The 18,759-nt window shown below is 71.0% G+C and carries 19 protein-coding genes; 17 read left to right on the top strand and 2 right to left on the bottom strand.

The window, feature by feature from the left end; genetic code table 11:
• The first annotated feature begins 349 nt into the window (after positions 1-349).
• The 9 genes from BM287_RS05725 to BM287_RS05755 are packed head-to-tail and all read left to right on the top strand — an operon-like array spanning position 350 to position 8,172.
• Positions 350-1,489 (top strand): N-acetyl-gamma-glutamyl-phosphate reductase, encoded by a 1,140-nt coding sequence (locus tag BM287_RS05725; protein WP_090036829.1) that lies wholly within the window; start codon positions 350-352, stop codon positions 1,487-1,489.
• Positions 1,490-1,535: 46 nt separating this feature from the next.
• Positions 1,536-2,690, top strand: coding sequence for a bifunctional glutamate N-acetyltransferase/amino-acid acetyltransferase ArgJ (argJ, locus tag BM287_RS05730; protein ID WP_090036831.1), 1,155 nt, complete (start codon positions 1,536-1,538; stop codon positions 2,688-2,690).
• A gap of 17 nt (positions 2,691-2,707) precedes the next feature.
• On the top strand, positions 2,708-3,655 hold the full coding sequence (gene argB / locus BM287_RS05735) for an acetylglutamate kinase (protein ID WP_090036921.1): 948 nt from the start codon (positions 2,708-2,710) through the stop codon (positions 3,653-3,655).
• The gene (locus tag BM287_RS05740; protein WP_090036833.1) at positions 3,652-4,899 is read left to right on the top strand and encodes an acetylornithine transaminase; all 1,248 of its coding nucleotides are present in this window, start codon (positions 3,652-3,654) and stop codon (positions 4,897-4,899) included. The genes argB and BM287_RS05740 overlap by 4 nt, the downstream gene beginning before the upstream one ends.
• Positions 4,900-4,904: 5 nt before the next feature.
• Positions 4,905-5,036: a hypothetical protein gene (locus BM287_RS18195; protein WP_280140926.1), complete on the top strand. Its 132-nt coding sequence runs from the start codon at positions 4,905-4,907 to the stop codon at positions 5,034-5,036.
• Positions 5,033-5,971: an ornithine carbamoyltransferase gene (argF, locus tag BM287_RS05745; protein ID WP_090036835.1), complete on the top strand. Its 939-nt coding sequence runs from the start codon at positions 5,033-5,035 to the stop codon at positions 5,969-5,971. The genes BM287_RS18195 and argF overlap by 4 nt, the downstream gene beginning before the upstream one ends.
• Positions 5,968-7,419 (top strand): argininosuccinate lyase, encoded by a 1,452-nt coding sequence (gene argH, locus BM287_RS05750; RefSeq protein WP_090036837.1) that lies wholly within the window; start codon positions 5,968-5,970, stop codon positions 7,417-7,419. The genes argF and argH overlap by 4 nt, the downstream gene beginning before the upstream one ends.
• Entirely contained in the window at positions 7,419-7,541 is a 123-nt protein-coding gene (locus BM287_RS18200; protein ID WP_280140927.1) for a hypothetical protein, read from the top strand. Before argH ends, BM287_RS18200 begins: the two co-directional genes overlap by 1 nt.
• A 1-nt stretch (position 7,542) precedes the next feature.
• Positions 7,543-8,172 carry a DNA-3-methyladenine glycosylase gene (locus BM287_RS05755; protein ID WP_090036839.1) on the top strand — a complete coding sequence of 210 codons (630 nt, stop codon included), beginning with the start codon at positions 7,543-7,545 and terminating at the stop codon, positions 8,170-8,172.
• 199 nt (positions 8,173-8,371) lie between these two features.
• Here the strand turns inward: BM287_RS05755 and BM287_RS05760 are convergent, their stop codons facing one another.
• Both BM287_RS05760 and BM287_RS05765 read right to left on the bottom strand, forming a co-directional pair.
• Positions 8,372-8,974, bottom strand: a complete 603-nt coding sequence (locus BM287_RS05760; RefSeq protein WP_090036841.1) for a hypothetical protein — start codon at positions 8,972-8,974, stop codon at positions 8,372-8,374.
• Between the two features lie 16 nt (positions 8,975-8,990).
• Positions 8,991-9,614, bottom strand: a complete 624-nt coding sequence (locus BM287_RS05765) for a DNA-binding protein (protein WP_090036923.1) — start codon at positions 9,612-9,614, stop codon at positions 8,991-8,993.
• A 233-nt stretch (positions 9,615-9,847) separates the two neighbouring features.
• Here BM287_RS05765 and tyrS point away from each other — a divergent pair, with 233 nt between their 5' ends.
• From tyrS to xerD, 8 genes are all read left to right on the top strand, one after another.
• Positions 9,848-11,206, top strand: a complete 1,359-nt coding sequence (gene tyrS, locus BM287_RS05770) for a tyrosine--tRNA ligase (RefSeq protein ID WP_090036843.1) — start codon at positions 9,848-9,850, stop codon at positions 11,204-11,206.
• 74 nt (positions 11,207-11,280) lie between these two features.
• On the top strand, positions 11,281-11,505 hold the full coding sequence (locus tag BM287_RS17485) for a hypothetical protein (RefSeq protein WP_139230622.1): 225 nt from the start codon (positions 11,281-11,283) through the stop codon (positions 11,503-11,505).
• A complete protein-coding gene (locus BM287_RS05775) occupies positions 11,492-12,292 on the top strand; it encodes a TlyA family RNA methyltransferase (protein ID WP_090036845.1) in 801 nt (266 codons plus the stop codon). Before BM287_RS17485 ends, BM287_RS05775 begins: the two co-directional genes overlap by 14 nt.
• Positions 12,293-12,389: 97 nt before the next feature.
• The gene (locus BM287_RS05780; RefSeq protein WP_090036847.1) at positions 12,390-13,307 is read left to right on the top strand and encodes an NAD kinase; all 918 of its coding nucleotides are present in this window, start codon (positions 12,390-12,392) and stop codon (positions 13,305-13,307) included.
• Positions 13,300-15,102 carry a DNA repair protein RecN gene (gene recN / locus BM287_RS05785; protein WP_090036848.1) on the top strand — a complete coding sequence of 601 codons (1,803 nt, stop codon included), beginning with the start codon at positions 13,300-13,302 and terminating at the stop codon, positions 15,100-15,102. The genes BM287_RS05780 and recN overlap by 8 nt, the downstream gene beginning before the upstream one ends.
• 325 nt (positions 15,103-15,427) lie before the next feature.
• A complete protein-coding gene (locus tag BM287_RS05790; RefSeq protein ID WP_280140928.1) occupies positions 15,428-17,155 on the top strand; it encodes a CTP synthase in 1,728 nt (575 codons plus the stop codon).
• Positions 17,155-17,796, top strand: coding sequence for an NUDIX domain-containing protein (locus BM287_RS05795; RefSeq protein WP_090036850.1), 642 nt, complete (start codon positions 17,155-17,157; stop codon positions 17,794-17,796). The genes BM287_RS05790 and BM287_RS05795 overlap by 1 nt, the downstream gene beginning before the upstream one ends.
• Positions 17,793-18,710, top strand: coding sequence for a site-specific tyrosine recombinase XerD (gene xerD, locus BM287_RS05800; RefSeq protein ID WP_090036851.1), 918 nt, complete (start codon positions 17,793-17,795; stop codon positions 18,708-18,710). The genes BM287_RS05795 and xerD overlap by 4 nt, the downstream gene beginning before the upstream one ends.
• The last annotated feature ends 49 nt before the right edge of the window (positions 18,711-18,759 follow it).

Raw genomic sequence — 18,759 nt, forward strand, 5'->3', positions numbered from 1 at the left:
CGAATCTTCGTGGATTGGCGGTAGCGGAGGAGATCCGGACCTGATCCGCTCGAATCTCCTCCCCTGGCGTGGCAAGACGTGACTGGGGCGGTCGCGGCGGGAGGCGGCGGTCCCGGACCACGGGTGAGGGACCGGATTTGGCGGGGGCCGGGGAGGGGGCGCTAGGGTTGTCCCATGCTTTCCGTCCGGTGCACCGCTTCGACGGGTGCGGCTTCCGCCGCCCGTGTCATGCGCCGACGCCTGCGCGACCGCCGAAGCTAGGCGGCGTTCCGGGCGGTCCTGTGCTGTGGATCGACGTGGGCGCCGCCGTCGCCGAGACTTCTGTCGTCCACTCGAATAAGGAACAAGCATGACTCTCTCGGTCGCCGTCGCAGGCGCCTCCGGTTACGCGGGCGGTGAGCTGTTGCGTATCCTCGCCGGGCACCCGGACTTCGAGGTCCGCACGGTCACCGCGCACCAGAACGCCGGCCATCCGCTGATCGCTCACCAGCCGCACCTCCGCTCGCTCGCGCACCTGACCCTCCAGGAGACGACGCCCCAGACCCTGGCCGGGCACGACGTCGTCTTCCTCGCGCTTCCGCACGGCACCTCCGGTGCGATCGCCGCGGAGCTGCCGGAGGACACCGTGGTCGTCGACTGCGGCGCCGACCACCGGCTGGAGGACCCGGCCGACTGGGCCGCGTTCTACGGCGGCGAGTACCACGGGGCGTGGGCCTACGGAGTGCCCGAGCTGCCCCTCGCCGCACACGAGACCGGAGCGGAGACCGGAGCGGCGGCAGGAGCGGAGACCGGAGCCGCGGCCGCTTCCGACGCCGGACCCACGCCCGCCTCGGCCGGCACCGGCAAGCAGCGCGACCGGCTCCGCGGCGCCCGGCGCATCGCGGCGCCCGGTTGCAACTCCAGCAGCGTCTCCCTGGCGCTCGCTCCGGGCATCCGGGCCGGTCTCATCGACGACGAGGACATCGTCGCCGTGCTCGCGGTCGGCCCGTCCGGGGCGGGCAAGTCGCTGAAGACGATGTACCTCGCCAGCGAGATCCTCGGCTCCGCCAACCCGTACGCGGTCGGCGGAACGCACCGCCACATCCCCGAGATCCAGCAGAACCTGCGCAAGGCCGGCGCCGTCTCGCCGACCCTGTCGTTCACGCCGGTCCTCGTGCCGATGTCACGCGGCATCCTCGCGACGTCGACGGCGCGGGTGAAGCCGGGCGTCACAGCGGAGCAGGTGCAGGCGGCCTGGGAGGACGCCTACGCGGGTGAGCCGTTCGTGCAGGTGCTGCCGGCGGGGACCGTCCCGCGGACCGCCGACGTCCTCGGCGCCAACACCGTCCTCATCGGTGTGGCGCTGGATGCGGCGGCCGGCCGCGTCGTCACGGTGCTCGCGATGGACAATCTGTACAAGGGGACGGCGGGAGCCGCCATCCAATCCGTCAACATCGCCCTGGGTCTCGACGAGACCGCGGGCCTGACCGTGAACGGAGTCGCACCGTGAACGTCGAGGCCGCAGACCGGTCCGCCACCAGAAAGGCGACCGTTTCATGAGCGTGACAGCAGCCTCCGGATTCGCCGCGGCCGGCGTGGTCGCCGGACTCAAGGCGAGCGGCAACCGGGATCTGGCCCTCGTCCACAACCTCGGCCCGCTGAACGCCGCGGCCGCCGTCTTCACCACCAACCGCTGCAAGGCCAACCCGGTGCTGTGGAGCGAGCAGGTCATCCAGGACGGTGTGGTCTCCGCCATCGTCCTCAACTCCGGCGGCGCGAACTGCTACACGGGCGCCCAGGGGTTCCAGACCACGCACGCCACGGCCGAGGCGGTGGCCGAGAGGCTCGGGATCTCCGCGGGCGACGTGCTGGTCTGCTCCACCGGGCTCATCGGCGACCAGCTGCCACTCGACAAGCTGATCGACGGCGTCGGCACGGCGGCGGGTGCGCTCGCGACCGACGCCGGCCTCGGCGCGGCCGAGGCGATCATGACCACCGACACGCGGCCCAAGCAGGCGGCGTTCCGGTCTCCGGACGGCTGGACCGTCGGCGGGATGGCGAAGGGCGCCGGGATGCTGGCCCCGGGCCTCGCGACCATGCTCGTCGTGATCACGACGGACGCCGTCCTCACCTCGGAGCAGCTGGATGGGGCGCTGCGTTCGGCGACGCGCGTGACCTTCGACCGACTCGACTCCGACGGCTGCATGTCCACCAACGACACCGTCGCCCTGCTGGCCTCCGGCGCGAGCCGCGTCGAGCCGGACGAGGCGGACTTCGCCCGTGCGCTGACGGAGGTCTGCCGCGATCTCGCCGAGCAGCTGCAGGCGGACGCCGAGGGCGCCGCGCACGACATCGCGATCGAGGTGGTCCAGGCGGCGAACGAGGACGACGCCGTGATCGTCGGGCGCGCGGTCTCGCGCAGCAACCTGTTCAAGGCGGCGATCTTCGGGAACGACCCGAACTGGGGCCGGGTCCTCGCTGCGGTGGGGACGACCGACGCGGAATTCGACCCGTACGGGATCGACGTCTCGATCAACGGCGTCCAGGTGTGCACCGCCGGCGAGCCGGATCAGCCCCGCGACCTGGTCGATCTGCATCCACGGAATGTCCACGTGCTGATCGATCTGCACGCGGGTGACGCGACGGCGACCATCCTCACCAACGACCTCACCCACGACTACGTGCACGAGAACAGCGCGTACGCGAGCTGATGACGAGCGAAACCGAGATGCCTCCCACCGCGACGCCGTCCACCGAGTCGACCGAGAGCCGCAGCATCGCCGACGAGGCGGCCGCGGAGCACGAGTCGGCGGCCGCCAAGGCGGCCACGCTGATCGAGTCCCTGCCCTGGCTGAAGAGCTTCCACGACCAGATCGTCGTGGTGAAGTTCGGCGGCAACGCGATGGTCAGCGAGGAGTTGCAGCGCACCTTCGCCGAGGACATGGTCTACCTCCGCTACGCGGGCCTGCGTCCCGTCGTCGTGCACGGCGGCGGACCGCAGATCTCCGCGATGCTCGAACGACTCGGGATCGACTCCGAGTTCCGCGGCGGCTACCGCGTGACGACTCCCGAGGCGATGGATGTCGTCCGGATGGTGCTCACCGGCCAGATCAACCGGGACATCGTCGGCAACATCAACAAGCACGGCCCCCTCGCCGCAGGACTCTCCGGCGAGGACGCCGGGCTGTTCCAGGGCCGCCGCCGCGCGGCCGTCATCGACGGCGAAGAGGTCGACCTGGGGCTCGTCGGCGATGTGGTCGCCGTCGATCCGGAGGCGGTGCTGACGCAGCTCGCGGTGGGCCGCATCCCGGTCGTCTCCTCGATCGCGCCGGACATCGACGACGCCGGGCAGGCGCTCAACGTCAACGCCGATGCGGCGGCTGCGGCGCTCGCGGTCGCGCTGGGGGCGGCGAAGCTGGTGATCCTCACCGATGTCGCCGGCCTCTACAGCGACTGGCCGAACCGCGAATCCCTGCTCTCGAAGATCGGCGCGGACGAGTTGCGCGCGCTGCTGCCGTCGCTCGAGGCGGGCATGATCCCCAAGATGGCGGCGTGCCTGGATGCGGTCGACGGCGGGGTCGCGAAGGCCGCGATCATCGACGGGCGGATAGCGCACTCCATCCTGCTCGAAATCTTCACGCAGTCCGGCATCGGGACGGAGGTGGTGCCCGCGTGAGCGAGGACCAGAATCGGGAGAGGACCACCACCGAGGGCCGCCCGCCGGGGACGGAATGGCGCGACGGGGCCTGGAGGGCGCCGTTCACGGACGCGATCATGCGCACGCTGTCGACCCCGAAGCTGATGCTCGCGCGCGGCGAGGGCTGCCGGGTCTGGGATGTGGACGGCAACGAGTACCTGGACTTCCTGGCCGGCATCGCCGTGAACTCGCTCGGCCACGCCCATCCCGCCCTCGTGGAAGCCGTGAGCGCCCAGGTGGCGACGCTCGCCCACGTCTCCAACTACTTCTCGACAGCCCCGCAGCTCGAGCTGGCCGAGCGGCTGCGCACCATCACGGGCGCGGGCGAGCGCGGCCGTGTGCTGTTCGGCAACTCGGGGGCCGAGGCGAACGAGGCCGCATTCAAGCTGGCGCGGCTGAACAAGGGCCCGCACGGGCGCCGGACGCGCATCCTCGCCCTGCACAACGCCTTCCACGGCCGCACCATGGGGTCGCTCGCCCTGACCGGAAAGCCCCCGATGCGGGAGGCGTTCGAGCCGCTCCCCGGCGGAGTCGAGCACATCGACTCCACCATCGCCGCGCTCGAGTCGGCGATCGACGACCGGGTGGCAGCGCTCTTCGTCGAGCCGATCAAGGGCGAGGCCGGCGTGCTCGACCTGCCGGCCGGCTTCCTGCAGCGCGCCAGGGAGCTCACCGAGCAGCACGGCGCCCTGCTGATCCTGGATGAGATCCAGACCGGCATCGGACGCACCGGCGAATGGTTCGCGTACCAGCACGACGGCATCCTCCCGGACGCTGTCACCGTGGCCAAGGGGATGGCGGGAGGCGTTCCGATCGGGGCGCTCGTCACCTTCGGCTGGGCGTCCGACCTGTACACGCAGGGCCAGCACGGTTCCACCTTCGGCGGGAACCCGCTCGCGACGGCCGCCGGTAACGCGGTCCTCTCCGAGATCGAGCGCTCGGACCTGGTCGGAAACGCCGCGCGTCGTGGTGAGCAGCTGAAGGCGATCATCCGCTCGTTCGACTCGCCCCTGATCGGGGATGTGCGCGGGCACGGCCTCCTCATCGGCATCGGCCTGACCGAGGGCGAGGCCCACCGGCTCTCGGATGCGGCCCTCGCCCAGGGCCTCATCATCAATGCGCCGAACGAGTCCAGCATCCGGCTCGCGCCGCCGCTGATCGTCGGGGACGCGGAGCTCGAGGAGTTCCGCGACCGCTTCGGGCGGGCTCTGGCAACGCTGTGAGCGCCATGCCGACCAGCGCCGCCCTGCCGACAGTGACCTCCATGCCGACCAGGGCCTCCCTGCCGACCACGACCTCCATGACGACGACGACCTCCATGCCGACCACGACCGACATCACGAAAGGGCGGGCAGAATGACCCGGCACTTCCTCCGCGACGACGACCTCTCGCCTGCCGAGCAGGCCGAAGTCCTGTCCCTCGCGGCCGACCTGAAGCGCGACCGCTTCTCGGCGACGCCCCTGGCCGGCCCGCAGACGGTCGCCGTCATCTTCGACAAGACCTCCACGCGGACGCGCGTCTCCTTCGCCGTCGGGATCGCCGACCTCGGCGGCAGCCCGCTCATCATCCAGAGCGGGGAGAGCCAGCTGGGCGGCAAGGAGTCCCTCGCGGACACGGCCCGGGTGCTGGAGCGGATGGTCGCGGCCATCGTCTGGCGCACGTTCGCGCAGTCCGGGCTGGAGGAGATGGCGGCGGGGACGCGTGTTCCCGTCGTCAACGCGCTGTCCGACGACTTCCATCCGTGCCAGATCCTGGCGGACCTGCTGACCATCCGGGAGCACAAAGGCCGCACCGAGGGCCTGACCCTCAGCTACTTCGGCGACGGCGCGAACAACATGGCGCACTCCTACCTGCTGGGCGGCGTCACCGCCGGGATGCACGTGCGGATCGCGGCACCCGCCGACTACGCACCCGCTGCCGCCGTGGTCGCCGACGCTCAGGCGATCGCGGCGCGCACCGGAGGGTCGGTCGCCGTCCTAACCGATCCGGCGGAGGCCGCGGCGGGGGCCGACGTCATGGTCACCGACACCTGGGTCTCGATGGGCAAGGAGGACGAGAAGGCGCAGCGTGTCGCCGTCTTCGGCGACTACACCGTCGACTCCCGCCTGATGGGCCTCGCCGACCCGGACGCGATCTTCCTGCACTGCCTCCCCGCGTACCGCGGCTACGAGGTCAGCGCCGACGTGCTGGAGGGGCCGCAATCGGTGGTCTGGGACGAGGCGGAGAACCGGCTGCACGCGCAGAAGGCGCTGCTCGCCTGGCTGCTGGAGAAGAACGAGGAGACGGTGGCATGAGCGACGCGAACGACGGCGGCAAGACCGGCGAAGGGTCGCTCTGGGGCGCACGGTTCGCGGGCGGCCCATCGCCGGAGCTCGCCGCGCTCAGCAAGTCGACGCACTTCGACTGGGAGCTGGCCGCCTATGACATCGCGGGCTCGCGTGCCCACGCCCGGGCGCTCGCCGCAGCCGGGTATCTGACCCCCGAGGAGCTCGACGGGATGCTGGCCGCGCTCGACGAGCTCGACCGCGATGTCGCCTCCGGCGCTTTCGTCGCAGCGGAGTCGGATGAGGATGTGCACGGCGCGCTCGAACGCGGCCTCATCGACCGGGCGGGGCCGGAGATCGGTGGCAAGCTCCGGGCAGGTCGCAGCCGCAACGACCAGATCGCCACGCTCGTCCGCCTGTACCTCCGCGACCACGCGGGCGTCATCGCCGAGCAGGTGATCGCCCTCGTGGATGCGATCGCGTCGCAGGCGGACGCGCATCCCCTCGCCGTCCTCCCGGGCCGCACGCACCTCCAGCACGCGCAGCCGGTGCTGCTGGCGCACCACCTTCTCGCGCACTGCTGGCCGCTGGTGCGCGACCTGGAACGCCTGCGCGACTGGGATTCGCGCGCCGATGTGTCGCCGTACGGGTCCGGCGCGCTCGCCGGCTCCACTCTGGGGCTGGATCCGCTGGGCGTGGCCCGCGAGCTCGGCTTCTCGCGCAGCTCGGAGAACTCGATCGACGGCACCGCCTCCCGGGATGTGGTGGCCGAGTTCGCGTTCGTCGCGGCGCAGATCGGCATCGACCTCTCCCGGTTCGCCGAGGAGATCATCCTCTGGAACACGCGGGAGTTCGGCTTCGTCACCCTCGACGACGGCTACTCGACGGGGTCGTCGATCATGCCGCAGAAGAAGAACCCCGACATCGCGGAGCTGGCCCGCGGCAAGGCGGGGCGCCTGATCGGCAACGTCACGGGCCTGCTGACCACGCTGAAGGGCCTCCCGCTCGCGTACAACCGCGACCTGCAGGAGGACAAGGAGCCGGTCTTCGACTCGGTGCGGACGCTCGAGACCGTGCTCCCCGCGTTCACCGGGATGGTCGCGACCCTCCGGTTCCACACCGATCGGATGGCGGAGCTGGCGCCGCAGGGCTTCTCGCTCGCGACGGATGTCGCGGAGTGGCTCGTCAAGCGGCATGTGCCGTTCCGGACCGCCCACGAGCTGAGCGGCAGTCTCGTCCGCTTCGCCGAGGAGAACGGCCTGGAGCTGCACGAGGTCGACGACGAGCAGCTGGCCGCGATCTCCCCGCTGCTGACCCCGGAGGTGCGCTCGGTGCTCTCGGTCGAGGGCTCGGTCGCCAGCCGGGACGGGATCGGCGGGACGGCTCCGGTCCGTGTGGCCGAGCAGCTCGCGGCACTCACCGACAACGTGCGCAAGGCCGCCCTGGCCCTGCGCTCCTCCCGAAGGGATCTGGTCTGATGGCGCGGTTCGAACCGGAGAGGAAGCGTCCGTGGATCATCCCGGCCATCGTGGTGGTCGCCGTGGCGGTCGTCATCGTCGGGCTGATCGTCACCCTGGCGGTGGGCGGGCGGATCTTCTGACGTGACGCTGCACCGCCCCGAGCGCGCCGCCTTCCTGGCGTCGTCGCTGGAGGTCGCCCCGCGGCTCCTGGGCGCCGTGCTGCGCCACGAGACGCCGGAGGGGCCGGTCGCGCTGCGCATCACGGAAGTGGAGGCGTACGTCGGCGACGGCATCGACCCGGGGTCGCACGCCTTCCGCGGCAAGACCAAGCGGAACGCGGTCATGTACGGCCCGCCCGGGCACGTCTACACCTACTTCACGTACGGGATGCACGTCTGCGCGAACATCGTCTGCTCGCCCGAGGGGGAGGCGTCGGCGGTGCTCCTGCGGGCGGCCGAGGTGGTCGAGGGGGAGGACCTCGCGGAGCGGCGGCGGGTCGGAGCGAGCGGCCGCAGCATCCCGCCTCGCGACCTCGCGCGGGGTCCCGCGCGGCTCGTCGTGGCGGCCGGGATGAGCCTGGCGGACGACGGAGCGGACCTGTTCCGTCCTCCCTTCGAGCTGCTGCTGCCGAGTGAGCGGCTGGAGTACGCGACCGGTGCACGCACCGGCGTGTCCGGCGCGGGCGGAGGTCTCGCCTTCCCCTGGCGCTACTGGCTGCCGGGGGACCCGACAGTGTCGCCCTACAAGCGGCATCCCCGCGCCCACGCGTGACGCCCGGGCAGACATTCGTGACGAATGTCGCGTTGGACAGCGGTGGGGGCGACATTCGTGACGAATGTTGCGTTGGACAGCCGTGAGGGCGACATTCGTGACGAATGTCGGGTTGGACAGTGGTTAGGGCGACATTCGTGACGAATGTTGCGTTGGACAGTGGTGGGGGCGACATTCGTGACGAATGTCGCGCTCAGCCTCAGCCCGCGGCCATCCGGAAGAGGCCGGCGCACGCGCACGCCCAGATGATGCTCGTCAGGCTGCCGATGATGAAGCGCTCGCGCGCCTCGGCCTCCTCCAGCTCGGTGAAGCGCCCGACGCCCTTGATGGCGATGAGCACCGCGAGGCCCTCCGGAAAGCCCGCCATGATCGTGCCGGCGGCGGCGAACCGCTCCAGCAGGCCGATCGTCATCCCTCCGCGCAGAACCTCCCGCGTCGTCACGCCCTGCGCCGTCATCTCGTGCACCAGGATGCCGCCGTGCGGACTCAGCTCGGTGGTGCTCCGCGTCGCCAGCGCCAGGACGAGCTGAGCCGCCGGTCCGCCGCCGAGCACGGCCAGGGCGAGCGCGACGATCCCGATGAGCAGCCGGAATGCGAGCGGCGCATGCTGGCCCGGAAGGAGGAGGGCGATGAACGCCGCGGCCAGCAGCCCCGCAGCGCAGTACACCAGTGGCCGGCGCGGCGTGCGCATGGTCGCGACGATGCAGCCGAGGGATGCCAGGAGCAGGAGCAGGGCGAGTGCCCAGAGAGCATGCGGGACGATCTGCGTCACCAGCACCGGTGTGGGCGGCCAGCTGGTCATGCGTCCTCCTCGACGGTCATCGGGTTGGGGTGTCCGCCTCGGCCTGTGCGGCGTCGGCGCGTGCCAACAGCCTAGTCAGGGCTGGAAGCGCAGCGAGCTCGACACGGAGGCCGGCCGCCCGGCCGCGATCGCTGGCGGACTGCGGCGAGATCCCGAGGCGCGCGGCCGCATCCGCCTGGGTGAGGCCCGAGGCCACCAGGTCGTACAGCTCCCAGCCGGCCGGAGTGCGACTCTCGCGGAGGGTGAGCAGCAGGGTCAGGACGGCTTCCACGTCAGCGGCGGACTCCGGATCTGCGACGCCGTCCACGGCGAACCGGGCCGGCGTGCGTTTGGCCCGGGTGACCGCCGTGCGTGCCGCGACGAACGCGTCGCCCGTCGCCTCCCGGGTGTTGCCCGGCAGCGGCGTCCGGACACCGCCCATCCCGAGGCCGACGCTCCATGCGCGCTCCCGGGTGAGGCTGAGGACGAGGTCGAGCGTCGTTGCGGCGTCCGGCGTGAGCGCCTGGATCTCGTCGCCGGCGTTCCGGTCCGGCGGCAGGGCGAGGCGGTCGCCGAACCGCTCTCCGATGCTCTCCAGGGTGCGTCCCACGATGTCGGCGCGTTGCGTGCTGTCCACCTGGTCGGCTGTCACGACGAACACACGGCCTCCCTTCATCAGGTCTCAGCCCCTGATTCGGTTGTCATCAGGTCTGTGGGCCTGATCTACATCGTATCAGGTCTAGAGCCCTGATCTCTATGGGATCAGGTCTACAGCCCTGACCTCCAGGAGATCAGGGCTACGGACCCGATACACCGCTGCGCTCCTCCCGCCCGGAGCTCCGGACGACAGCAGCGCGGACCTGGGTGCCGACGCCCCGCTGATAGCCTGAGCAGGTGTCCGAAATCGCCCCTTTCCGCGACCAGCGCCCCTCCGCGGAGACCACCGCCGGAGGCCGCCTCGCGGCGCAGACCAACGACGCGTCCTTCGACGACGTCTGGGACGAGCTGAAGTGGCGCGGTCTCATCCACGTGTCCACGGACGAGACCGCCCTCAAGGAGCTCCTGGCCGGCGACCCGATCACGTACTACTGCGGCTTCGACCCGACGGCATCGAGCCTCCACCTCGGCAACCTCGTCCAGCTGCTCACCATGCGCCGCCTCCAGCTGGCCGGCCACAAGCCCCTGGGGCTGGTGGGGGGGTCCACCGGCCTCATCGGCGACCCGCGGCCGACCGCCGAGCGCACCCTCAACACCAAGGAGACGGTCGCCGAGTGGGTCCAGGCGCTTCAGGTGCAGGTCACCCGCTTCCTCAGCGATGAGGGCGAGAACGCCGTGCGACTGGTCAACAACCTCGACTGGACCGCCCCCCTCTCGGCGATCGACTTCCTCCGCGAGATCGGCAAGCACTTCCGCATCGGCACCATGCTCAAGAAGGATGCGGTCGCCGCGCGACTCAACTCCGACGAGGGCATCTCGTACACCGAGTTCAGCTACCAGATCCTGCAGGGGATGGACTTCCTCGAGCTCTACCGCCAGTACGGCTGCGTCCTGCAGTCCGGCGGCAGTGACCAGTGGGGCAACCTCACCAGCGGGACGGAGCTGATCCGCAAGGTCGAGGGGGTCCACGTCCATGCCATCGGGACTCCGCTGATCACCAACAGCGACGGCACCAAGTTCGGCAAGAGCGAGGGCAACGCGATCTGGCTCGACGCGGAGCTCACCACGCCGTACGCGCTGTACCAGTTCTGGCTCAACACCGACGACGCCGATGTGATCAGCCGGCTCAAGGTCTTCACGTTCCTCACCCGAGCAGAGATCGAGGAGCTGGAACGCAAGGTCGCCGAGGAGCCGTTCAAGCGGGAGGCTCAGCGCCGCCTCGCGTACGACGTGACGTCGCTCGTGCACGGAGTGGCCGCGACCGAAGCGGCGATCGCAGCCTCCCAAGCCCTGTTCGGCCAGGGGGAGCTGACCGACCTCGACCCCACCACCCTCGAGGCCGCGCTCCGCGAGCTGCCGAACACCACCACCACCGAACCCTCGGCGACGGTCGCCCAGGCACTCGCCGACACCGGGCTGACCGCGAGCCTCGGCGAGGCCCGGCGTGCTGTGGCGCAGGGCGGCGTGTACGTCAACAACGCGAAGGTGGAGGACGCGGACCAGCTCATCGGCTCGGCGATCCTTCCCGGCGACATGGTCGTGCTGCGGCGCGGCAAGAAGACGCTCGCCGGTGTCTTCGTCGTGCCGTCCCCGTGATGGAGGCGCCGACACGAGGGCGGACGGTGCTCGCACACCGGCGGACCGTCGCAGCCCTGTCGTACCGTTGACCCATGTCCGATGAACAGCAGCCCGCGCCGACAGACCCGGCCACACGGGGACAGTCCGCGGCAGCGCCCTCGGCCCCAGGCCCGGCTCCGGCAGGAGAGGACGGTCTCGTCGCCCGTCTCGACGTGATCGAGGAGCAGCCGCTGGAGGCGCGCGCCGACGCGTACGCGCACCTCCACGAACAGCTGCGACGCACGCTGGAGGGCGACGACGAGCATGGCCGGAGCTGACCGCCGGCTGGATGTGGCGCTCGCCGAGCGCGGCCTGGCCCGGTCCCGGTCGCATGCGGCTGCGCTGATCGCCGAGGGCCTCGTGACGGTCGACGGCCGGCCGGCGCTGCGCGCGTCCGCGAAGGTCGGCGACGGGCAGGAGCTGCGGATCGCCGGCGCCGACCACTACGTGAGCCGCGGCGCGCATAAGCTGATCGCGGCGCTCGATGCCTTCGGCGTCGATCCGGCGGGCCGGGTCGCACTGGATGCGGGAGCATCCACGGGTGGCTTCAGCCAGGTGCTGCTGGAGCGCGGGGCGGCCCGGGTCATCGCGGTCGATGTCGGGCACGGCCAGCTCTCGCCCGCGCTGGCGGGGGAGGAGCGGCTGGAGTCGTACGAGGGCGTGAACGTCCGTTCCCTCACGGCGCAAGCGCTCGGCGAGCTCACCGGGAGCGATGTCCGCCCGGACCTCGTCGTCGCCGACCTCTCCTTCATCTCGCTGACCCAGGTGCTGCCCGCTCTCGTGGCGACGGCGACCGGGGGCGCGGACTTCGTCCTCCTGATCAAGCCGCAGTTCGAGGTGGGCAGGCAGGGCATCCGGGAGGGCGTGGTCCGGGATGCGGGGCTGCGTGCCGACGCCGTCTCCGATGTGCTCTGGGCGGCTCATGACGCGGGTCTGGGAACGGCCGGGCTGGTCGCGTCGCCCATCGCGGGAGGCCACGGCAACCGGGAGTTCCTGGCCTGGCTCCGGGCCGGCGCGCCCGACCCGTCCGGCTTGAGCGAAGAGGTCGTCCGCCTTTCGCGCTAGGTGAACGTTCTCCACAAACCGGCCGCGTGACGTGGCCCCCCGTCGGAAAACCGACAGAATGGGAGGACGGCTTTCGACAGGAGGGAACGTGACACCGATGGGTGCAGCGACGCGGTACATCCTCGTCGTCGCGCACACCGGTCGTGAAGACTCCCTCGAGGCGGGCGTGCGGGTGTCCCGGCAACTGCTCGCCGCGGGCGTCGTCCCGGTGCTGAGCGCCGACGAGCGCAGAGACCTCCTGGCCGCGGATCCCTCGCTCGAGAGGGTGGCCGTGCTCGGCGACGATGTGGCGTCGAGCGAGCTCGAGCTCGTGATCGTGCTGGGAGGCGACGGCACCATCCTGCGCGCCGCCGAGCTGGTGCGTGGATGTTCGGCTCCCCTTCTCGGCGTGAACCTCGGCCATGTGGGCTTCCTCGCCGAAAGCGAGCGGGACGACCTCGAGACCGCGGTCGCCCGGGGGCTGGCCAAGGACTACGAGGTCGAGGAGCGGATGACACTGTCCGCCCGGGTCAAGGTCGGGCGCGAGGTCGTGTACGAGAGCTGGGCGCTCAACGAGGCCACGGTCGAGAAGGCGAGCCGGGAGCGGATGCTCGAGGTCGTCATCGAAGTCGACGGCCGGCCGATGTCGAGCTTCGGCTGCGACGGCGTCGTGATGTCGACACCCACCGGGTCGACGGCGTACTCCTTCTCGGCCGGGGGACCGGTCGTCTGGCCGGGCGTCGCCGCCCTCCTCCTCGTTCCGCTGAGCGCGCACGCGCTCTTCGCGCGTCCCCTCGTCGTCGACGCCGACTCGTCGCTCGCGGTCGAGCTGCTCGACCGCACCGGCGGCGCCGGCGTCCTCTGGTGCGACGGGCGCCGTCCGTTCGACCTCCCGCCGGGCGCACGAGTCGTCGTCCGGCGCTCGCCCATCCCCGTGCGGCTGGCACGCCTGCATCCCGGTCCCTTCACCGATCGGCTCGTGCACAAGTTCGACCTCCCCGTCACGGGGTGGAGGGGGCCGGCCGGCCGTGACTGATGTGCGTGGAGGCATCGAGGAGATCTCGATCAAAGACCTGGGCGTCATCGCGGACGCATCCCTCCCACTGGGTCCCGGATTCACTGCGATCACCGGCGAGACCGGCGCGGGCAAGACCATGGTGGTGTCGGCGCTCGGCCTGCTGCTCGGCGAGCGCGCCGACACCGGAGCTGTCCGGCTCGGCAGCGCACAGGCCTGGGTGGAGGGCCGCTGGCGCGTACCGTCCGCCGGCGAGGTGGTGGCGCGCGTGCGCGACGCCGGCGGCGATGTGGATGCGATCGACAGGGAGGAGGCGGAGCTCGTTCTCAGCCGCTCAGTGTCGGCGGAGGGCCGGTCGAGGGCGGTGGTCGGCGGGCGCAGCGCACCCGTCGCCGTGCTGACGGAGCTCGGTGAGCAGCTCGTTGTGGTGCACGGGCAGTCCGACCAGCTCCGGCTGCGATCCGCGCTCGCCCAGCGTGCAGCGCTCGACCGGTTCGCGGGCCCCGAGTTCGCCGAGGCGCTCCGCGCGTACGAGCAGGTCTACTACCGGTGGCGCGACAACCGGGCCGAGCTGGACGAGCTGGTCAGCGACCAGGACCGCCGCGCCCGGGAGGCGGACGACCTGCGGGTCGCGATGGCCGAGATCGAGGCCGTCGCGCCGCAGCCCGGCGAGGACGACGAGCTCGCCGACCGCGCCGAGCGGCTCACCAATCTCGAAGACCTGCGACTCGCTGCAGCCGCGGCACGCGAACTGCTCAGCGCCGAGGAGTCGGAAGGAGCGGACGCGCTCGCACTCCTCGACAACGCACGGCGGCAGCTCGAGCGCGTCTCGCCCCACGACGCCGCCCTGCAGCCGATGGCGGATGCGGTTGCCGAGGCCAACTACCTGATCTCCGACATCGCCGCGCAGCTGTCGACCTACCTGGCCGCTCTGGACACCGAGGGCGCCCGCGAGCTGGAGGTCGTGCAGGAGCGGCGCGCAGAACTGGCCGGCCTCACCCGCAAGTACGGTCCCACGCTCGAGGATGTCATCGGCACCCTCGAGACGGGCAGCCTGCGCCTCCTGGAGCTCGATGGCGACGCCGACCGCATCGGCGAGCTGGCGCGCGAGGTCGAGTCCGACGCGGCACTGGTGGTGGAACTGGCCGCAGGGCTCAGCGCCGCGCGCACCGCCGCCGCCGGGAGGCTGTCCGAGGCGGTCACCGCAGAGCTGGCGGCCCTCGCGATGCCCGACGCGCGCATCGTGGTGGAGGTGACGCAGCGCGACGGCGGCGATCGACCGGTCGCCGGTGCTCGGGCGGCTGGTGCGCCGGCTGCCGATTCGCATCCGCCCGACCTGGCGGCGTACGGCGCGAGCGGGCGCGACCAGGTCGCCATCCTGCTCCAGCCGCATCCCGGAACCGAGCCCCGGCCGCTCGCCAAGGGTGCCTCGGGCGGCGAGCTCTCGCGGGTCATGCTCGCGATCGAGGTCGTCATCGCGGGCACCGATCCGGTCCCGACGTTCATCTTCGACGAGGTCGATGCCGGCGTGGGCGGAGCGTCAGCGACCGAGATCGGTCGCCGGCTGGCGCGCCTCGCCGAGTCGGCGCAGGTCATCGTGGTCACCCACCTCGCGCAGGTGGCCGCCTTCGCCAACAACCATCTGACGGTCGTGAAGGGCAGCGACGGCGCGGTCACCGCCTCCAGTGTCCGCCGCCTCGACGGCGACGAGCGCATCGCCGAGATGGCGCGCCTGCTCTCCGGCCTCCCGGACTCCGAGAGCGGCCTGGCGCACGCGCGCGAGCTCGTCGAGCTGGCTTCCGCCGCTCGCCGGTGAGCTCACATTCGTGACGAATGCGCGCTTCTGCCGCCGGTAAGTACACATTCGTGACGAATGACCGCTTGTGTCGCCGCTGAGTGCACATTCGTGACGAATGACCGCTTCTGCCGCCGTTAAGTACACATTCGTGACGAATGACCGCTTCTGCCGCCGGTAAGTACACATTCGTGACGAATGACCGCTTCTGCCGCCGGTAAGTGCACATTCGTGACGAATCGGGGCGGGGCGGGCGGGGCGGGCGGGGCGGGGCGACCGGGCCACGACGGGCACGACGTATCCCGCTGAGCGGGCGGGTCCCGCACAGGTGATAAGCTGCAAGCCCGTGGTGGATAATTCAGACGCGGGCTCATCGAACGGCATTACCAAGCACATTTTCGTGACAGGTGGTGTCGTTTCTTCGTTGGGGAAGGGCCTGACGGCCGCCTCTCTCGGCAATCTTCTGACGGCCCGCGGACTCCGCGTCGTCATGCAGAAGCTCGACCCGTATCTCAACGTGGACCCGGGGACGATGAACCCGTTCCAGCACGGCGAGGTCTTCGTCACCGACGACGGCGCCGAGACCGACCTCGACATCGGGCACTACGAGCGCTTCCTCGACATCAACCTGGGCCAGTCGGCCAACGTCACCACCGGGCAGATCTACTCGAACGTCATCGCCAAGGAGCGCCGCGGCGAGTACCTCGGCGACACCGTGCAGGTCATTCCGCACATCACCGACGAGATCAAGCGGCGGATGCGGCTCCAGGCGCAGCCGGGTGCGGACGGGGAGCCCGCTCCCGACGTCATCATCACCGAGATCGGCGGTACCGTCGGCGACATCGAGTCGCAGCCGTTCATCGAGTCCGCCCGGCAGGTGCGGCACGAGCTGGGGCGCAAGAACTGCTTCTTCGTGCACGTGTCGCTCGTCCCCTTCATGAACGCCTCGGGCGAGCAGAAGACCAAGCCCACGCAGCACTCGGTCGCGGCCCTCCGCTCCATCGGCATCCAGCCGGATGCGCTGGTGCTCCGCAGCGACCGCCCCGTGTCGGACAGCAACAAGCGCAAGATCGCGCTGATGTGCGACGTGGACGAGCAGGCCGTCGTGAACGCGATCGACGTTCCGAGCATCTACGACATCCCGACCATGCTGCACGACCAGGGCCTCGACGCGTACATCATCGACCAGCTGGGGCTGGATGAGGCCGGCGACGTCGAGTGGGACGGCTGGGCCCGGCTGCTGGAGGCTGTGCACGACCCGAAGCACGAGGTCACCATCGGCCTGGTCGGCAAGTACATCGACCTGCCGGACGCCTACCTCTCGGTCACGGAGGCGCTTCGCGCCGGTGGATTCGCGCACCGCACGAAGGTGACGCTGAAGTGGATCCCCTCCGACGCCTGCCAGACGCCCGAGGGCGCCGCGTCGCAGCTGAGCGAGGTCGACGGCGTCTGCGTGCCCGGCGGGTTCGGCGTCCGGGGCATCGAGGGCAAGGTCGGCGCGCTGCGCTTCGCTCGCGAGAACGGCATCCCGGTGCTCGGCCTGTGCCTGGGGCTGCAGTGCATGGTCATCGAGTACGCCCGAAACGAGGCCGGTCTCGCCGGAGCGTCCTCGTCCGAGTTCGACCCGGAGACCGAGTTCCCGGTGATCGCCACGATGGCCGAGCAGGTCGACATCATCGCCGGCGGCGACCTGGGCGGCACCATGCGCCTCGGCCTCTACCCGGCCACGCTCGCCGACGGCTCCCTCGTCTCCGAGCTGTACGGCGCCGCCGAGGCGTCCGAGCGGCACCGCCACCGCTACGAGGTCAACAACAACTTCCGCGAGCAGATCGCGGACGCCGGCCTGTGGTTCTCCGGCACTTCGCCCGACGGCCACCTGGTGGAGTATGTGGAGCTGCCGCGCGATGTGCACCCGTTCTACGTCGGCACCCAGGCGCATCCCGAGCTCCGGTCGCGCCCGAACCGCGCGCATCCCCTGTTCGCCGGCCTCGTCGGGGCGGCGCTCGAGCGGCAGAAGGCCAGCCTGCTGTTCGAGGTGGCCGAGGCGGACGCCGAGATGGCCACGGAAGCCTGATGACCGACGAGCAGACGACCACCCAGCTGAACGACCAGCCGTTCCGGCCGGAGGTCGTCTCGTCCGAGACGGCGTTCCACGGCAAGATCTGGGACGTGCGCCGTGAGGTCTTCCGCTACAACGGCGACGAGATCACCCGCGAGTACGTCGATCACACCGGCGCTGTGGCCGTCCTGGCACTGGACGACGACGGCCGGGTGCTGCTCATCCGGCAGTACCGTCACCCCGTCCGCCATCGCGACTGGGAGATCCCGGCGGGGCTTCTGGACCAGCACGGCGAGCGGCCGCTCCTCGCGGCCCAGCGCGAACTGAGCGAGGAAGCGGACCTCGAGGCGGAGCAGTGGAACGTCCTCGCCGACGTCTTCACGAGCCCCGGCGGAAACGACGAGGCCATCCGCATCTACCTGGCGCGCGGCATCCGCTCCACCGGGTCCGCCTTCGCCCGCGAGGCCGAGGAGGCGGACATCGAGGTGCGGTGGGTCCCTCTCGACGAGGCAGTGGATGCTGTGCTGCAGCGCCGCGTCCACAACGCGCCGCTGATCATCGCGCTGCTGGCGGCCCGGGCGGCGCGCGACCAGGGCTGGAGCACGCTCGGAGCGGCCGACGAGCCGTGGCCGAGCCACCCCAAGCTGTCCCGATGACCGGTGCCGCCGGTGTGGCCGCCGACGTGGATGCGTTCCTCCGGCACGTGGCCATCGAGCGCGGACTCTCGGCGAACACGGTGGCTGCGTACCGGCGCGACCTGGCCGTCTACGGTGCCTGGCTGGCGGAGCAGGGGATCGGCGACCTCCGCTCGGTGACGCCGGTCACCCTCTCGGCTTTCGCGGTGAACCTCGGAACGCGTGAGGAGTCGCCGCTGACCGCATCCTCCCTCGCCCGGATGCTGTCCACCGTGCGCGGGTTCCACCGCTTCCTGCTCGAGGAGGGCCGCGTGGAGGTGGATGCCGCCCGCGACCTGCGCCCGCCCAAGCTGCCCAGCCGCCTGCCGAAGGCCATCACGGTCGATCAGGTGGCCGCGCTGCTCGCCGCGACGGACGGCGACGAGGTGGCGGCGCTGCGGGACAAGGCGCTGCTGGAGCTGATGTACGCGACGGGAGCCCGGGTCAGCGAGGCGGTCGGACTGAACGTCGACGACGTGATCGACGTGGAGGTTGTCCGGCTCACCGGCAAGGGCGGCAAGCAGCGGCTGGTCCCGCTGGGCAGCTATGCGCGGGAGGCTGTGTCGGCGTACCTGGTGCGCGCCCGGCCGGTGCTGTCGGCCCGCGGGCGCTCGACTCCCGCGCTGTTCCTCGGGATGCGCGGCGCGCGGCTGGGCCGGCAGAACGTCTGGCTGATCATCCGTGCGGCAGCGGAACGGGCGAAGCTCGGCATCGAGATCTCGCCGCACACGCTGCGGCACTCCTTCGCCACGCACCTGCTGGCCGGGGGAGCGGATGTCCGGGTCGTGCAGGAGCTCCTGGGACACTCCTCGGTCGCCACGACGCAGATCTACACGCTGGTGACGGCGGACACTCTGCGCGACGTGTACACCTCGGCGCACCCGCGGGCGCGCTGACCCATCCATGTGAGAGGACACGCCGTCGCGCCCGCGTGCCGGAAAGCGT

Source organism: Leifsonia sp. CL147 (genome assembly GCF_900114565.1).
Taxonomy (GTDB): domain Bacteria; phylum Actinomycetota; class Actinomycetes; order Actinomycetales; family Microbacteriaceae; genus Leifsonia.

Excerpts from the sequence above, each read along its gene's own strand:
- argF (WP_090036835.1), top strand. The coding sequence starts at position 5,033 with ATGACCCGGCACTTCCTCCGCGACGACGACCTCTCGCCTGCCGAGCAG.
- argB (WP_090036921.1), top strand. The coding sequence starts at position 2,708 with ATGCCTCCCACCGCGACGCCGTCCACCGAGTCGACCGAGAGCCGCAGC.
- xerD (WP_090036851.1), top strand. The coding sequence starts at position 17,793 with ATGACCGGTGCCGCCGGTGTGGCCGCCGACGTGGATGCGTTCCTCCGG.
- BM287_RS05775 (WP_090036845.1), top strand. The coding sequence starts at position 11,492 with ATGGCCGGAGCTGACCGCCGGCTGGATGTGGCGCTCGCCGAGCGCGGC.
- argJ (WP_090036831.1), top strand. The coding sequence starts at position 1,536 with ATGAGCGTGACAGCAGCCTCCGGATTCGCCGCGGCCGGCGTGGTCGCC.
- BM287_RS05725 (WP_090036829.1), top strand. The coding sequence starts at position 350 with ATGACTCTCTCGGTCGCCGTCGCAGGCGCCTCCGGTTACGCGGGCGGT.
- BM287_RS05795 (WP_090036850.1), top strand. The coding sequence starts at position 17,155 with ATGACCGACGAGCAGACGACCACCCAGCTGAACGACCAGCCGTTCCGG.
- BM287_RS17485 (WP_139230622.1), top strand. The coding sequence starts at position 11,281 with ATGTCCGATGAACAGCAGCCCGCGCCGACAGACCCGGCCACACGGGGA.
- BM287_RS18200 (WP_280140927.1), top strand. The coding sequence starts at position 7,419 with ATGGCGCGGTTCGAACCGGAGAGGAAGCGTCCGTGGATCATCCCGGCC.
- BM287_RS18195 (WP_280140926.1), top strand. The coding sequence starts at position 4,905 with ATGCCGACCAGCGCCGCCCTGCCGACAGTGACCTCCATGCCGACCAGG.
- BM287_RS05780 (WP_090036847.1), top strand. The coding sequence starts at position 12,390 with ATGGGTGCAGCGACGCGGTACATCCTCGTCGTCGCGCACACCGGTCGT.
- argH (WP_090036837.1), top strand. The coding sequence starts at position 5,968 with ATGAGCGACGCGAACGACGGCGGCAAGACCGGCGAAGGGTCGCTCTGG.
- BM287_RS05760 (WP_090036841.1), bottom strand. The coding sequence starts at position 8,974 with ATGACCAGCTGGCCGCCCACACCGGTGCTGGTGACGCAGATCGTCCCG.